This window comes from Williamsia sp., from assembly GCF_036566845.1.
Classification (GTDB): domain Bacteria; phylum Actinomycetota; class Actinomycetes; order Mycobacteriales; family Mycobacteriaceae; genus Williamsia.
In genome coordinates this window covers 1-15,898 of sequence record NZ_DATCVM010000020.1, presented here as the reverse complement: position 1 = coordinate 15,898, position 15,898 = coordinate 1, and the positions used below count along the sequence as shown (strand labels likewise).

The 15,898-nt window shown below is 63.0% G+C and carries 13 protein-coding genes; 9 read left to right on the top strand and 4 right to left on the bottom strand.

The genetic code is table 11. The features are described from left to right. Positions 1-46: 46 nt before the first annotated feature. Positions 47-1,087, bottom strand: a complete 1,041-nt coding sequence (locus VIQ49_RS01055; protein ID WP_331879987.1) for an LLM class F420-dependent oxidoreductase — start codon at positions 1,085-1,087, stop codon at positions 47-49. An 846-nt stretch (positions 1,088-1,933) separates the two neighbouring features. Between VIQ49_RS01055 and VIQ49_RS01050 the strand changes: the two genes are divergently transcribed. Together VIQ49_RS01050 and VIQ49_RS01045 are read left to right on the top strand one after the other, a co-directional pair. Next, the gene (locus VIQ49_RS01050; RefSeq protein ID WP_331879985.1) at positions 1,934-3,136 is read left to right on the top strand and encodes an acyl-CoA dehydrogenase family protein; all 1,203 of its coding nucleotides are present in this window, start codon (positions 1,934-1,936) and stop codon (positions 3,134-3,136) included. Positions 3,137-3,282: 146 nt separating this feature from the next. Beyond that, a complete protein-coding gene (locus tag VIQ49_RS01045) occupies positions 3,283-5,145 on the top strand; it encodes an acyl-CoA dehydrogenase (protein WP_331879983.1) in 1,863 nt (620 codons plus the stop codon). Between the two features lie 86 nt (positions 5,146-5,231). Here VIQ49_RS01045 and VIQ49_RS01040 read toward each other — a convergent pair whose 3' ends face one another. Both VIQ49_RS01040 and VIQ49_RS01035 read right to left on the bottom strand, forming a co-directional pair. After that, the gene (locus tag VIQ49_RS01040) at positions 5,232-6,749 is read right to left on the bottom strand and encodes an AMP-binding protein (RefSeq protein WP_331879981.1); all 1,518 of its coding nucleotides are present in this window, start codon (positions 6,747-6,749) and stop codon (positions 5,232-5,234) included. Beyond that, positions 6,746-8,920, bottom strand: coding sequence for an acetate--CoA ligase family protein (locus tag VIQ49_RS01035; protein WP_331879980.1), 2,175 nt, complete (start codon positions 8,918-8,920; stop codon positions 6,746-6,748). Before VIQ49_RS01035 ends, VIQ49_RS01040 begins: the two co-directional genes overlap by 4 nt. Positions 8,921-9,290: 370 nt before the next feature. Here VIQ49_RS01035 and VIQ49_RS01030 point away from each other — a divergent pair, with 370 nt between their 5' ends. The 7 genes from VIQ49_RS01030 to VIQ49_RS28865 all read left to right on the top strand — a co-directional run bounded on the left by VIQ49_RS01030 (position 9,291) and on the right by VIQ49_RS28865 (position 15,246). Continuing rightward, on the top strand, positions 9,291-10,187 hold the full coding sequence (locus tag VIQ49_RS01030) for an alpha/beta hydrolase (RefSeq protein ID WP_331879979.1): 897 nt from the start codon (positions 9,291-9,293) through the stop codon (positions 10,185-10,187). Between the two features lie 83 nt (positions 10,188-10,270). Further along, a complete protein-coding gene (locus VIQ49_RS01025) occupies positions 10,271-10,759 on the top strand; it encodes a flavin reductase family protein (RefSeq protein ID WP_331879977.1) in 489 nt (162 codons plus the stop codon). Positions 10,760-10,815: 56 nt separating this feature from the next. After that, positions 10,816-11,733 (top strand): alpha/beta hydrolase, encoded by a 918-nt coding sequence (locus VIQ49_RS01020; protein WP_331879975.1) that lies wholly within the window; start codon positions 10,816-10,818, stop codon positions 11,731-11,733. Beyond that, the gene (locus VIQ49_RS01015; protein ID WP_331879974.1) at positions 11,730-12,512 is read left to right on the top strand and encodes an enoyl-CoA hydratase-related protein; all 783 of its coding nucleotides are present in this window, start codon (positions 11,730-11,732) and stop codon (positions 12,510-12,512) included. Before VIQ49_RS01020 ends, VIQ49_RS01015 begins: the two co-directional genes overlap by 4 nt. Further along, positions 12,509-13,222 carry a 3,4-dihydroxy-2-butanone-4-phosphate synthase gene (locus VIQ49_RS01010; RefSeq protein WP_331879973.1) on the top strand — a complete coding sequence of 238 codons (714 nt, stop codon included), beginning with the start codon at positions 12,509-12,511 and terminating at the stop codon, positions 13,220-13,222. The genes VIQ49_RS01015 and VIQ49_RS01010 overlap by 4 nt, the downstream gene beginning before the upstream one ends. Next, positions 13,210-15,012 carry an FAD-dependent oxidoreductase gene (locus VIQ49_RS01005; RefSeq protein ID WP_331879972.1) on the top strand — a complete coding sequence of 601 codons (1,803 nt, stop codon included), beginning with the start codon at positions 13,210-13,212 and terminating at the stop codon, positions 15,010-15,012. The genes VIQ49_RS01010 and VIQ49_RS01005 overlap by 13 nt, the downstream gene beginning before the upstream one ends. Positions 15,013-15,132: 120 nt before the next feature. After that, a complete protein-coding gene (locus VIQ49_RS28865; RefSeq protein ID WP_414731549.1) occupies positions 15,133-15,246 on the top strand; it encodes a hypothetical protein in 114 nt (37 codons plus the stop codon). A 161-nt stretch (positions 15,247-15,407) separates the two neighbouring features. Here the strand turns inward: VIQ49_RS28865 and VIQ49_RS01000 are convergent, their stop codons facing one another. Further along, positions 15,408-15,716 (bottom strand): amphi-Trp domain-containing protein, encoded by a 309-nt coding sequence (locus VIQ49_RS01000; RefSeq protein ID WP_331880016.1) that lies wholly within the window; start codon positions 15,714-15,716, stop codon positions 15,408-15,410. Positions 15,717-15,898 lie beyond the last annotated feature (182 nt).

Below are 15,898 nucleotides of genomic sequence, written 5' to 3'. Positions count from 1 at the left end.
GTTTCTCCTTGTCTGAGTTCAGGTCGGTCTGAGTTCAGCTCGTAGTTCAATCGAGCAGCGATCGAAGGGTTTCGAAGGCCGAGAGTCGTTCGGGGTGCGTGTCGGCCAATGGAACAACGTTGAGCAGGCCGACACCGACTTCTCTTAGGAGGGAGAGTCGCTCCGCGATGTACCCGGCCGAGCCGATCAGCGATGTGGCGCGGACTAGATCGTCAGGCACCGCCGCTGCGGCCTGGGCATGCTGTCCGGACAAGAACAGGTCCTGGATCCGCCGGGCCTCGTCGGCGAATCCGTAGCGGCAGGCCAGATCGTTGTAGAAGTTGCTTTCCCGTGAGCCCATTCCGCCGAGGTAAAGGGCGAGTTGCGGCCGTGCCCGGTCCAGCCAGGGCGCAGGGTCCTCGGTGACGGCGAACGGTAACCGGACGATGATGTCGAGATTGCCCAGGTGCTCGGGGCGCTTGGCGGTGCCGCGCTGCAGCGCCTCGCCCCACACCTCGTTCATCATCTCGGGATGGAAGAAGATGGGCTCCCAACCTTGGGCGGTTTCGGCGGCGAGTTCGACCATTCGGTCGCCGAGGGCCGCGATCGAGATCGGGATATCCGCGCGGACCGGATGATTGATCAACTTCAGAGGCTTGCCGAGACCGGTGCCCTGATCGGCTGGTAGGGGGATCTGATAACGACGCCCGTTGTGTCGCAAAGGCTCCCGCCGCCACACAGTGCGGCAGATCTCGATGGTCTCTCGGGTCTTTCCCAGTGCGTGACCGAACGGGACGCCGTGGAATCCTTCGATGACCTGGGGACCAGATGCGCCAAGGCCGAGCCGGAACCGCCCGTTCGACACGTAGTCGAGGCCGGCTGCGGTCATCGCCAGCGTGGTAGGTGTGCGTGAGTCGAGTGCGAGAATCCCGGTGGCGAGTTCAACCTTCGACGTGCGCGCGGCGAGATAGCCGAGCTGGCTCACGGCGTCGAAAGAGTACGCCTCTCCCAATGTTACTGATTCCAGACCTGCGGACTCGAAGTCGACTGTCCGGGAGACGATTTCATCGAAACGAGGACCGAAGTCCAGTACTGTGCCGATGCGCATGTTCATTCCTGCTTTCCGCAAGTCGCAGCCCGCGCTGCGATGGGTGACGCTCGCGTCCAATCGTGTTGATCGGCCGTGAGTCTGGGAGACGGCACTGCCGCCTTGAAGAAGAATGTTAATGCTAACTACAGTTAGACAAGGACGTCAATGGTTCTTTAACGATACTAATTGCGATTAAAAGTTAATTATCGACGCAAATTTGTAGCTGCCGGATGCCGGGCGGTGATGCCGAGGTGAGCCGAGTGGCTCGTGGGCGCGTCGGGAGTCAGGTACCCGGGCTTGTGATAGTTGCCGCGCCGATCTCTGTCGGGCCCCGGTATCTGATCGTTGCCGACGGTATTGTTCATGGCTAAGGTGCGCAAGGCGCGCAGTACCGCGCGAATTCATCTGTGCGGTCGGAGTTCCCAACATGTCCGGCAACAGACTGAAATCTGGCCGAGGTCGGGTAACTGCAAGGTTGTTGCAGTTACCTTCGGCCTATGGCCCGCGGGGCCGGTGCGCGCAGGCGTCCGGACCGCATGCGGCATTGCGTCGAGGGGCTTGTTCCGCCGCACCCGGCGTCCCCATCTGTCGAGTCTCTTGATGCACAATCTGCGAGGGAATTGAAGTATGCGAATGACTGTTTTGGAGATATATCCGAATGGAAAGCATCTGACCTGCGTACTTGGTCATTGACATTAGCGATAACTATGTTAACTTGATCACAGCCCGCACATCTCCCGGGGTGTGTGAGGAGATGCCAGGGGCCTTGAAGGACTGAATACGGGGACCCGCTCGAGAGTCGGGTGCGTCGCCTCCGCACGAAATCTCGCCTTCGAACGCACATCTACAGGAAAGGCTATGAGCATGACCGAGACGCTGACCCAGGAAACGACTGCCGGCAGTGGAAGGGTTGACGACTATATACAGCGGGTTCGTTCCATCACGCCGCTTGTCCGGGAAGAAGCTGCCGCCATCGAGCGTGATCGTACGATCACGAAGCCCGTCGCTGATGCGCTCCTCGAACTGGATCTGCATCGGCTGCTGGTGCCGGAGGCACTCGGTGGCGGCGGGCTACTCCCCAGCGAGGCTCTTCGAGTGTACGAGGAAATGACCAAGGCGGACGCTTCGACCGGGTGGGCCTGGATGGCAAGCTCGTGGGCCACCGCCGGCGTCCTCGGCCTACTCCAGCCGTCCGTAGTCGATGAACTCCTGAGTAAGGACGAGGGCTTCATCATGGCGGGCCAGCTCCTCCCGCGTTACCCCGGAGTCCAGGTCGACGGTGGATACGTCATTGACGGCGATTACTCCTTCGCGAGCGGGTCGGATCACGCGACGTGGATCGGAGCGGGCTTTCTCGTCGCCGACGAGAATGGGAACCTGATCCTCGGCGAGAACGGTCAACCCCAGGCTCGAATCGCTCTCCTACCCAGGGACCAGGTCGAAATCAAGAACAACTGGGATGTGTGGGGGCTCGCCGGCACGGGCAGTCACGATTACCGAATCAACAAGACGTTCGTGCCCGCCGAGTACACGACGCCGACCTTCGGTGGTACTCCGTTCCGCTCGGAGACGCTGTACAAGCTCACTAACGAGTTCACCGGGGGTCTGCCCCACGCGCCGATCGCGCTCGGTATCGCGACGCGTGCGCTCGAACTGGTCGCCGAACTGACTGCCGGCAAGTTCCGGCCGAACTACACGGTTCCGGTCGGTGACGCCGAGATCTTCCGCATCGACTTCGCCCGTAGGGAAGCGAGCTTGCAGGCCGCTCGGCTCTACTGCTACGACATTGCGCAGTCGGCCGAGGCGACCGTGAACGCCGGTGGTTCGGTGACGGCCGAGGACATCGCCCGGGTGCAGCAGATGTTGGCTTGGATTCACGAGGTCACTGCCGACATCGTCGCCTTCGCCCACCGCTGGGGCGGAAGCCGGAGTATCGGCCGGACCAGCACTCTCGGTCGCTACGTGCGCGACATGCACGTGGCGACCCAGCACCTACTCGTCGACCCGAAAATGTTGGTCGACGCTGCAGCTGTGCTGCTCCCGGTCTACACGAATGCCGAGGCCTGAGCAGAAAGTGGCTGATTGACTCGCGCCGCGTTTGAGCCGGCTCGTCGACCCTCGGAATCGGTCGGCGAGCCGGCTGCGGTTCCGGGCGCAGCGCTACTTCCCAGACCTGCTACCCGGCAGGTCGCCGAGCGTGAGAGGGACCCAGGATGGGCCATTACAAGAGCAATCTCCGCGATGTGGAGTTCAATCTGTTCGAACTGCTCGAGCGCGATCGTGTCCTCGGTGCCGGACCGTTCGAGGAGGTGGACCTGGAAACAGCGAGGATCGCACTGCGCGAGGTCGACCGCCTTGCGCGCGAGGACCTCGCGGAATCATTCGAGGACGCCGACCGCAACCCGCCCGTCTTCGACCCGGTTGCACACACCGTCACCGTCCCGTCCTCGTATGCGGCAACATACAAGACCTGGATGGATGCCGAATGGTGGCGCCTGCGAGTGCTTCCCGAACTAGGAGGTACCCGTGCGCCTAGCTCGCTGAATTGGGCGCTTGCCGAGTTCGTTCTGGGCGCAAATCCGACACTGTGGACCTATGTAGGGTTCCCGACGGCCACTCGTGTCGTGTGGCGCCACGGAATTGAGCGAGACCGGAAGATCGCGCGGATCGCAGTGGAAAAACGGTGGGGCGCGACGATGATGCTCACCGAACCGGATGCGGGATCCGATGTTGGTGCAGGCCGTGCGAAGGCATACCGAAACGACGACGGGACGTGGAACGTCGTAGGGGTGAAACGCTTCATCACTGCCGGCGAGCACGATCTGACGGACAACATCATCCATATGGTCCTTGCACGACCGGTGGGCGTCGAAGGTGCGGGTGGGGCAGGCACGAAGGGCCTGAGTCTCTTTCTCGTCCCCAAGTACCACTTCGATCCCAACACCGGTGAACTCACCGGCGAGCGCAACGGCATTTACGCCACGAACGTCGAGAAGAAGATGGGCGTCAAAGTCTCCGCGACCTGCGAGATGACGATGGGCGCGGATACCCCTGCGCGAGGCTGGCTCCTCGGGGAGGTCCACGACGGTATCAACCAGATGTTCGACGTCATCGAGGACGCGCGAATGATGGTCGGCTCCAAGGCGATTGCGACGCTGTCGACGGGCTATCTCAACGCCCTGGACTACGCCAAACAACGCGTTCAGGGAGCCGACCTGGCCAACTCCTCGGATCGGAATGCGCCCAGAGTGACAATTACGCACCATCCGGACATCCGGCGGTCGTTACTCACTCAGAAGGCGTACGCCGAGGGCATGCGGTCGCTGATTCTCTACACGGCCACCTGGCAGGACGAGGTCGCGCTGCGCGCGGAGGACGGCGCGGATGCCTCGCTCGCAGAGGCGGTCAACGACCTACTACTTCCCATCGTCAAGGGCTACGGATCCGAGCGTTCCTGGGTGTTACTGGGAACCGAATCTCTGCAAACCTACGGGGGATCCGGCTTCCTGCAGGACTACCCGATTGAGCAGTACGTGCGCGACGCCAAGATCGACACGGTCTACGAGGGAACCACTGCCATCCAGGCGCAGGACCTGTTCTTCCGCAAGATCATTCGGGGCGAGGGAGCTGCACTGGGCCACATCACCGGAGAGATCGCGGCATTTGTCGATCCCGCCGAGGGAAGCGGCGAACTGGGCACCGAACGTGCGCTCCTGTCGGCGGCGCTCGCCGACCTCGAGGCGATCGTCGAGAAGATGACCGCGGACCTCGCGAGTTCGGATCCGCGGGTCGACGGTGGTGACAGGAAGAACATCTACCGTGTCGGTCTCAACGCGACCCGTCTGCTGTACGTGCTCGGAGATGTGGTGGTGGCGTGGTTGCTGCTGCGCGGCGCGGATATCTCGCTACGGGCCCTTGGCACTTCGGTTTCGGGGGCGGACCGGGTGTTCTACGAGGGCAAGGTGGCCGCGGCGCGCTACTTTGCGCGCAATGTCCTGCCCACGGTCGCAGCTGAACGCGTGATCGCGACCGTCGTCGACGATTCCGTCATGGAGCTGGACGAGGACGCTTTCTGAGTTGGTATGTTCAGTGGCCGCCTATCCGTGTCGGGTAGGCGGCCATCGAACTGCGGTGCCCGTGCTGAGAACTGTGGTGCCGGTGCTCAGCAATCCCAGTAGGGAGCTTTCAACTTGCGTTTGAACAGCTTTCCGGTGTCTTCCCGTGGAAGGGTGTCTTCGAAGACGACAACCTTCGGCACCTTGTATCTCGCGAGGTGCTGGGTCACGTGCGCGCGAACCGCATCGGCATCGAGTGTCGACCCATGCTCCGGTTGGATGTGGGCGGCGAGGCTTTCCCCGAATTCGGGGTCCGGAATCCCGAATACAGCCACGTCGGCCACTCCGTCGAGGCCGAGTAGCACCGATTCGATCTCGACGGGGTAGATGTTAACTCCACCGGAGATCACCATGTCGTTCCGCCGGTCGCTCAAATACAGGAATCCGTCTGCGTCGACGTATCCGATGTCCCCGACGGTGACGAACCCGTCCTTCTCCATGGCGCGACGCTTCTCGTCATTGCCCAGATAGGTGAAGTCCGGCCATGCGGAAAACGGTCTGAGATAGATGTCGCCATTTTCCCCGACAACCGCATCTTGGCCGTCGGCTGAGAGAATTCGCACGGCGGCGTCGGCGAGTGGCCGGCCGACCGTACCTGGATGAGCGAGCCACTCCTCGCTCGTACACATCACTGCGGCACCGGATTCGGAGCCGCCGTAGTACTCGTGCACGATCGGCCCGAACCAGTCGATGATCGCGCGCTTGACCTCCGGCGGGCACGGAGCAGCGGCGTGGACGAGGGTAACCACAGACGAGATGTCGTAACGCTCACGCACCCGCGCAGGCAACTTCAGCAGGCGTACAAACATCGTGGGAACCGCCTGGACGTGTTCGATGCGACGTTCCTCGATCAACCGGAGCAGGTCCTCCGAATCGAATCGTGGCATGATCTCCACGTCCAATCCGAGTGCAACAGCGAACTGGAACTGCGTGTTCGGGGCTGTGTGGTACATCGGTGCGGCAACGAGCGTGGAGCGTGCGTCGTGGAAACCGAACGCTGCGACAACTGCCTCGAGCAGTTTCGGGGTGTCTTCCGGAGGAGTGGGGTGTCGCAGGATTCCCTTGGGCCGTCCGGTGGTTCCGGAGGTGTAGATCACGCTCATCGGCGGGTCGGCGATACCGGCGCAGTGGGGTTCGGCGTCGCGGATGAGTTCTTCGAGATTCGGATACCGGCCCGTCGGCCGCGGTCGCTCGAATCCGTATGCGTCCGCAAGGATCTGGGATACCGGGGCCTCGACGATAGTGGTGCCGGCGGGCAGCACGGCCTCCACGGTTGACAGTAGGTCGGTGTGCACCACAACGACCTTGCTTCGGCTGTCGGCGAGCAGGTAGCCGAGGTCGTCGTTGTTGCCATGCCAGTTCGCGGGGACCGGGACTGCGCCGATCGCGGCGCCCGCGAGCGTCACCTCGACGAAGCTGATCTCATTGCGCATGACGAGCGCGTACCGGTCTCCGTGAGTGACACCCAGGTCGGCGAGTGCCGACGCCAGACGTGCTGCGCGGTCCCGGATCTCGGTGTGGGAGCGCACCACGTCGCCGCACCGGACGACAGCTGGGGCGCTCACGATCGCACATCTTCCGTAGCCGGTGCATCGTCGCGCACGATGCACAGCGCGTCGACCGCTATCAATCCGTACTCGGTGACGAGCAGGGGATTGACGTCCAGGGATTCGATCCAGGCGTGGCAGGCTGCGGCGAGGCGCCCGAATCCGACGAGCACGTCCGCGATTCGACTCGGATGCCACGGCTCGGATCCGCGGTAGCCGTGAATCAGCCGTAGGTCCCGGAACTCTTCGACGAGTTCCTCTGCGTCGCTTCGGGTCAGTGGTGCGGGGCGGCCACCGACCCGGTCCAGGACCTCGACCAGGATTCCCCCGAGCCCGAACACCACCATCGGGCCGAGTTCGCTGCGGCCCTCGATGCCGACGAGCAGTTCGCCGCGGGACGCGGTCATCGGCTGGATCGCGACGACAGGGGAGACGCCGTGTCGTTCGGCGATAGCCCGCATGTCAGACAGGGCACGGTCGAGGTCGGCTCGCTCGACATGAAGTGCCACTGCGCCGAGTTCGGTGCGGTGCGCCACGTCAGCCAGTTTGACGGCATACGGACCTTCGAATGCCGGCTGCGCCTGTGCGTCGGTGTCCACGACGCAGTAGGGGGCGACGGGAATCGAGAACTTCTCCAGTAGGGCCATCACGTCAGCGAAGGGGAGGAAGGATTTTTGCCCACCGGCGTCGACGAGGTCCGTCGACGGCCGGGTCAGCGCGGCGATTGGCTCGGGGAGGTCGTGTGACTTTTGTCGATTCCGCACAAAGGTTCCCATGGTGTGAAGTCCGCGCAAGGTGCCGCGGAGTCCATAGCCGAGTGCCGTCGCCCCGTCGTTGCCGATGACTTCCTGCGCGAATTTGCCGACTGGGCCGGCACCCGCTGCAATAGCCACTGGTTTGCCATGTCGGCGGGCGGCGGACGTGACCTCGTCGATGAGACGGCGGTAGAGGGGAGAGTCGTCTCCCTCGCCCCACATGTTGACGAAGACGACGGCGTCGAGTTCGGGTGACCCTACGTATTTCTCGACGATGTCTGTCCAGTAGGTCGCTCCAAAGCCGGTGGTGTCGAGTGGATTTGGAATCTTGATTCCCGGGATTGTCGCCTCGACCCAACCGACCAGGCCGTCGAGCGGTGGCAGGGACAGGCCCTCCTCTTCGGCCAGGTCGAAGGCCAGGGAGGCGAAACCGCCCGTACCCGCCACAACGCCGAGGCGCTCGACGGCGTTCCATGTCGAGGGGGTCAGCTGGCTGATGATCGACAGGCGATCGACCAGTTCTTCGAGATCGTGCGCCATCTGAATGCCTGCCTTCCGGAAGGCCACCTCGTAGGCCCAGGCACTTCCCGCCAGAGCGCCGGTATGGGAGGCCGCCATCTGCTGAGTGCGGTTGTTGCGGGCAAGCTTTAGCGCCACCACCGGCTTGCCGGCCTCGAGGCAGCGGCGTGCAGCGCGGAAGAATATCTCGGGTCGCCGGATGCCCTCGATCACCAGGCCTATCGCGGTTGTGTCCGGGTCGCCTGCGAGGAAGTCGAGGTAGTCGGCCACATCCGTGACCGCTTCGTTTCCGGCCGAGATCAGCCGGGAGATGCCGACGCCGGTCCGTTGGCGCGCCGCGATCGCGATTCCTCCCATCATGGCGCCGCTGTGCGAGACGATGGAGACTCCACCGGCCGGTGGCCGGTAGTTTGCCGACGCGGTGAGGCTGATACTGCGCGGCACGCTGATGTAGCCGAGGCTATTGGGGCCGATCAATGCCATATCGCCGCGCTGAGCAGCGTCGACTAGTCGGCGCTCGAGCATTCGTCCTTCGACACCGAGTTCGGCGAATCCCGCGGCGTAGACGATCAGGCCACCGCAGTCGAGGGGTACGCATTCCTCGGCGAGGGCGACGGTTCGATCCGCGGACATCACGGACAGCACCGCGTCGATCGGTCCTGAGATTTCGGAGATCGACCGTAGAGGCTGCCGGCCGAGGACGGACTCTGCGGTGGGGTGAACGAAGTGGACGACCGCGCTGCTGTCGAGCGTCGGCGCGATGAACGGCGCCACTGGTGATGCGTCGCTCAGTCCGACGACGGCAATCACGCGCGGATCGAGAACCCGGGCCAGTGCCGTCGCGGGCATCAGGTCCGGCGTCGTGTGGGCTGATTCAGTTGTGCCGGAAGGGCAGTCGTTCGACGTGATGGTCATGTGTGGAGGCCTCTGGTTCTTCGGTCGGGTCGTGCCGGTGCCCGGCACTTGCGAGATTGCTCGAATCGGTGAGCCGCAGGCGTTGCGTCGACGGCTTCGCTGTGATGACTTCTGGGTGCGGCCGCACGTGGCACTCGGTGCGCCCCATTATGCACATCGAACAGGTCTCGTCGCCCCTTTCTTCACTTTCGGAGTCAGGTGGCGCACCGACCTGCGAAATTCCATCTGGTGAACAGTCGTTATGAATATTCTTTGCGTAGTTTTGAAAAAAACGCAGGAAAATCTCTAGAAGAGTTAATGATAACTATGTAACATCGCTCACAGCCGACTTTAGTGAGTGTCGGAAATCGATCTCTATTTCGGAGGATTCATGGCAAAGACCGAGGCGTTGGCTCGCGTCGAGAAGATGTACATCGACGGCTTTCCGGACCCGGCGACAGCGACCGTGGACGATCTGCGGGCCGCATACGACGCCTTGCTACTGCAATTCCCCTTGCCGGAGGGGATCGAGCCGGTGGCGGGTGAGGCCGGTGGCGTTCCCATCCTGTTCGTCACGGCTGAAGGTGCCGCACGGGACAAGGTTCTCGTGTGGTTCCACGGTGGCGGGTACGTTCTCGGCAGCGCGAAAGGCTTCCAGGAACTCGGGCACACCTTGTCTCGTGCGGCAGGCGTCACCGTCGTACTCCCGGATTATCGACGCGCTCCTGAGAACAAGTTCCCCGCGGCCGTCGACGACGGCGTTGCCGCACTTTCCGCACTTGTGGCCGAATACGGAGCGGCTAACGTCGTGGTCGGTGGCGACTCGGCGGGCGGCGGACTGACTCTGGCGGCACTGACCGTAATGCGAGACAAGGGTGAAAGCCTGCCGGCAGCAGCAGTTTTCATCTCACCGCTGCTCGACTTCACGGCAAGCGGTGAGAGCGTGGATCTCTTCGACGGTAAGGATATCGCCGTCTCGCGGGGATCGATCGCCAACCTCGGCGAGGGATACCTACAGGGGCACGATCCCAAGGATCCACTCGCGTCGCCGCTATTCGCCGATCATCGAGACCTGCCTCCGGCCTTGTTCCTCGTTGGTTCCGGCGAGGTGCTGCGTGACGACTCGCGTCGAGCAGCGGCTTCCATCTCGGAGCAAGGTGGCTTCGCATCCGTCTCCCTGTACGACGACATGGTGCACGTGTGGCCGCTGTTCTCCTCGATCCTTCCGGAGGGCATCCAGGCCGCGGACGAGGCAGGATCATTCGTCCGCAAGAACCTCGAACTCTGACAACTCGTCCGTCGCCGCCGGGTCGACTCGGCAGACTCGGTGGCAACACCAATCGACAGATATCTGTATGAAAGGCGTCCGCCATGCCCCACCTGCAACTCGACGAATTCGCGGCGCGGTTCCGCGACGCCATGGCCGCGGTATGTACTCCGGTCGCCGTGATCACAGCAATGGACGGCGAACGGCCGCACGGCACTACGGTCAGCGCCTTCTCGTCGCTGTCGATGTCGCCGCCGTCGGTACTCGTCTCACTGGACCGGGGTTCGGATCTTCTGGCTCTCGCACTCGAATCGCGGACTTTCGGGATGAATGTGCTCGGTCGTGAACAGTCGATTCTCGCCGCGCAGTTCGCACGCAAGGGCAAAGACAAGTTCCAGGACGTCCTGTGGTCGGTCGATCACACTGTTCCCCGAATTGCCGATGTCCCGCACTGGATCGCGGCAGAGGTGATGGAGACCGTCGAGATCGCCGACCACACAGTCGTGTTCGGGCGGGTGGTCGCCGTCCAGAGCGAAGCGATTCCGCCCCTGACGTATCACAGCCGGGGATTCGGAACCCATGCGGCGATCTAGCGAAGCGCCGGACCGCAGGACGCCGCGCAGAATCAACAAAACCTAAGGATGAACCGATGTCACACACTCAGAGCAGAGCGGTCGCGGTCAGCGGTGACACCCTCGATCGTGCGCGTAGTTCGTTCGCGTCGGTGTTCGGCGACGGGCGACTGTCGCTCGAGCAATTACGGAGCAACCTTGACACGATGATGCTCGAACCGACTCTAGCGGAGGATGTCTCGGTCGAGCCGCGAACTGTCGGAGGTGTCGAAGTATTGTATGTCACGGCCGGATGCGACATCGACGACAACGTTCTTGTGTGGTTCCACGGAGGCGGATACGTCATGGGCAGTGCCCACGGCTATCGGCATGCCGTGGCGGCGTTGTCGCGAGCGACGGGCTCGGCCGTGATCGTGCCCGACTACCGTCTTGCCCCCGAGGCCCCGTTCCCGGCGGCCGTCGAGGATGCAGCGCAGGTACTGAACGCTGTCATAGCGGAGTACGGACCCGAACACGCCGCCGTCGGTGGCGATTCGGCCGGAGGTGGGCTGACCCTCGCCGCGCTCGTCAGCGCCCGGGACCGCGCGGCACCGACACCAGCGGCCGCGGTCCTCGTCTCACCCCTTGCGGACTTCACGGTCACCGGGACAAGTGTCGCCGCGAACCGGGACACCGACGCCGTAATCACCGAACGATCTCTACGCCTGTTGGCTGGGTCGTATCTCCAGGGGCACGATCCGCTCGATCCGCTCGCGTCACCCGTCTACGCGGACCTCGCCGGACTTCCTCCGATCCTGTTGCTGGCCAGCGACAGTGAGATCCTGCTCGACGATGCGGTTCGTATCCATGAATCGGTAAGTGAGGCAGGCGGATCCAGCACCCTGTCGGTGTATCCCGACACCTGTCACGCATGGACTCTCTTCACCGATTTCCTTCCACAGGCGAGGGATGGCGTCGCCGAGATCGCCCATTTTCTCGGGGAGATTCTGCCGTGACCATCACCGTCACCGATCGCGGGTATACACGCCACATCCTGATCGACCGACCCGAACGCATGAACGCCGTCGACAGTGCCACTTTAGACCTGTTGGCCGCCAGGGTCATCGCCGCCGGCGCTGATCCGGCCGTCCGGGTGATCGTGCTCTCGGGCGCCGGGCGCGCCTTCTGTGCCGGCGGCGATCTCGACGTCGAGAACCCGTTGTCCGTCGAGAACACCGCGACTACGTGCGACGCTGCGGCTCACTGCATCGAGGCGATCCGCCGGGTCCCACGTCCCGTCGTCGCATCGGTCCGCGGACCCGCTGTAGGCGTCGGAGTCTCTATCGCTCTCGCCGCCGACCTCACGCTTGCCCGCACGGATGCGTTCTTTGCGATGCCGTTCACATCGATCGGACTGATGCCGGACGGTGGCGCTACGGCGCTGGTTGCCGCATCAGTTGGACGAGCGACCGCGATGCGGATGTCGATGCTGGGGGAGCGCATCGGCGCTTCCGAAGCGCTGGCCATCGGTCTGGTGGCGGCCGTGTATGACGAGGAGGATTTCGAGCGCGAACTCGACGCAGTAATCTCGCGATTGGCCCTTGTTTCCATCGAGGCACTCGTCGAGACGAAGATCGCTGTCAATGAGGCGACATTGGTCGAGCTCGCGAATGCCTTCGCCCGTGAACGCGACGGACAGATCCGCCTGACTGCCGGTGCCGGTTTCCGAGACGCAGTTGCGGCCTTCGCAAACGCGCGCGCGGCGCGGCGCGTACCGAGTGAGGACCTGCAATGACACCGGTCGGCCGTCATTGCCGAAGCACCGCTGAGCGCAGGCTGATCGTCAGTGACTCTGCCGAGATATCCGCTGTGCCTTTTCGCGCCAAGGAAGCCCTGACAGCGGCTGCTCTGGGTAGCACAATGGTCCTGTTCGATCCAATTCGCGGTGAGACAAACCTGGTCGCCGCAGCTGCGTCGGCTACCACCGAACAACTGGCGTTTCTTATCCGGCACACATCGGGATTCGTGAATATCGTAGTGTCCCAACATGATTGTGAGCGCCTGCAGTTACCTCCGATGTGGCCGCTGGCCAATGCTGCCCCACGCCGCAACCTTGCCGTCAGCGTCGATGCCGTCGTGGGTGTGGGCACCGGCATATCGGCGGCAGATCGGGCACACACGATCAGGACCGTCGCCGATCCGGGGGCGGTTGCGGCCGACCTGTCTCGGCCCGGCCACGTCGTACCGGTGATCGCCCACGACCCGGCATGGTCAGCGATGTTCGGCATCACACCCACCTATGGTGCTCCCGAAGCAGTCGTCGATCTGATGCGGGTCGCTCGATTGCAGCCGCTGGGCGCGCTGTGCGAACTGGTATCTCCGGTCGACGAGACCAGGATGGCAGACGAGACGGAAGGCCTCGCCTTCGCCCGCAATCATGCCCTGACTTACCTGTCAACGTTCGATGTACTCGCGACCGTGGGGAGCCACGCATGTCCTTCGTAGTAACTCAACCTTGCTGCAACGATGCGACGTGCGTCGACGTATGTCCGGTGTCTTGCATCCGCCCCACTCCGGACGATCCCGAGTACCGCACTACGGAGATGCTGTATATCGACCCACAAACTTGCATCGACTGCGGGGCCTGCACCGATGCGTGCCCAGTCGACGCGATCTACAGCGAGGGAGAACTGCCACCTGAGTACGAGCGTTACGTCGAGATCAACGCCGACTACTTCCGGCGGCACCCACTCGATAACGCAGATTCGCGGGCTTCGGTGACTCCCGCGGTCAAGATCCCACGCGAGGACACACCGCTGCGGGTTGCAGTCGTCGGATCCGGTCCGGCCGGAATCTACGCTGCCGCCGAACTTCTTTCCCGCAGCTCGAGTGGCTCTGTCGAGGTAGAGGTCATCGATCGCTTGCCTACGCCCTGGGGGCTGATCCGAGCTGGGGTAGCACCAGATCACCTCGGGACCAAAGAGATAACCAATGTCTTCCGTAGGGTGTCGTCCCGGCCTGGGTTCAGGTTCCATCTCAATGTCGAAGTCGGTCGGCACCTCACACACGACGAACTGCTCGAGCACCACCACGCGGTGATCTACGCTGTCGGCGCACTCGGTGACCGCAAACTCGGTGTGCCGGGAGAGGATCTGCTCGGAAGTGTCGCGGCCAGTGAGTTCGTCGCCTGGTACAACGGTCACCCTGACTATGCCAAACGGGTGTACGACCTCAGCGGTGAACGGGTCGTGGTCGTGGGAAACGGCAATGTCGCTCTCGATGTCGCTCGCATCCTGGTCTCGAACCCAGATACTCTCGCCTCCACCGACATCGCCGAGCACGCCCTGGAGGCGTTGCGGTCCAGCAATATTCGCGAAGTGATCGTGCTCGGCCGCCGCGGCCCGGCTCAAGCGGCCTACACCAGTCCGGAACTCATTGCACTTCGCAGACTGCCCGGGGTCGACGTCGTCATTGATCGGTCAGGTGTCGAACTCGGCGCCGGCGCGGCATCGGAAACCGACGACGACGCATTTTCGACACGACTGAAGGTCCGGCTCGTGGAGGAATATGCCGCACTGGATCCGAATCCGGCGAACAAACGCATCGTGCTGCGGTATCTCGCCTCACCGACCAGGATCCTCGGGCACAACCGCGTCGAGGGGATTGAGATCGTGCGCAACGAACTGGTGGATCGTGGAGACGGATCACTCGAGGCCGCACCCACGGATCGGATCGACACCATCGAAGCTTCACTTGTGTTGCGCTCGATCGGTTTTCGGGGCACGGTTGTGCCAGGAGTGCCGTTCGACGACGAACGGGGCGTCATCCCGAACATCGACGGTAGGGTCCTAGACCCGGATTCGGGCAAGCCGATGCCCGGGGTGTACACGACTGGTTGGGTCAAGCGTGGCCCCTCAGGGGTGATCGGCACCAACAAACAGTGTGCCCAGAACACCGTGGAGGCATTGATCTCAGACCTGGGGGCCGGGCGGATCGAGCGGGGACCCGGACGAGACGCCGTGACGTTCGCGGCGCTGATGGAGCAGCGTAATCCCGCTGCAATCGACGGTCGGGGGTGGCAGGCGATTGACGCGGAGGAGAAGTCCCGCGGAGGTCGACAGGGCCGGCCGAGGGCGAAGATCACCGACATCGATGAATTGATCACCACCGCTGGGGTGGCGAACAGATTCGTTGTTCTGCCGGCGGATCGTTCCCTGACCGTCGCCGCAGTCGACGGCGATGCGGCGGTGGTAACCAGCAAAGCTGTCATTTCACTTCCGGATGGATCCACATAGCGCTCGCTGGAGCGAATCGACTGCAGTACCGGTGCGATGTGGAGTGGCTGGGCTTAGTGGCCGCGTACAGGAGCATGTCCCGTCGGCTACTCGGGATCTCACAAGATCGCGGACGGTTCGATGGTGGACAGCGTCCTGTCGAAGGGCTTAGCGGTGGCGACCGTGAAGTACCGGGTCAGCGGAGTGACTCGCTACCCCGCCCAAGTGCATGATGTGAAAGCTGCGATGATGTGAATTCGCTGGTACGCGTTCCGAATGGGTCTCGACCCCAATGTGATCGGTGTGTTGGGAGTTTCGCAGGCGGCTATCTTGCCGCGACGAGAGACGAGTCCATGTTTGGACGGAGATATCGGCGCCATTGAGGAGTGGTAGTCGTGCTGGACGTGCTGAACGGATTACTTGGCGGCGCTCTTGCGAGGCCGACCGCGTCGAACTGCCTTAGTCGGAGGCGTGGACTTTGCGGCCGGGTCAGCCGGGGGATCGTCGCGCCAGTGAATCTCGATTTCGATTTCGACTTCGTTGCCGTCCACCTCGATCTCGAGTTCCCACCGAACCTGTTCAGGGACAGCGATTTCAATCGAGTCGCCGCCCGACCCCAGTTCCACTTCCGAGCCACTGGCGAGGGCTTGGCCGAGCGCGATCAGTCGCTCGGCGACTTCCGCTCGCGAGAGTGCGGACTTACTTTTGATCTCCAATTTGGGCACGATCACTCCTGACCTCGGCGGATTCATTGTTCACGGTAATTGGACCATCGAAAGATTGTGGGAGTTTCGCGCGACCGCTGATTACCGCGCTCCTGTGTGAGTTGTCATTTTCAGTCCGCTGCTCGCCGACCTGGGGATTGGATCGCGTACCGTTGCCTTTCATGGAACTGACTCGAGTAGCG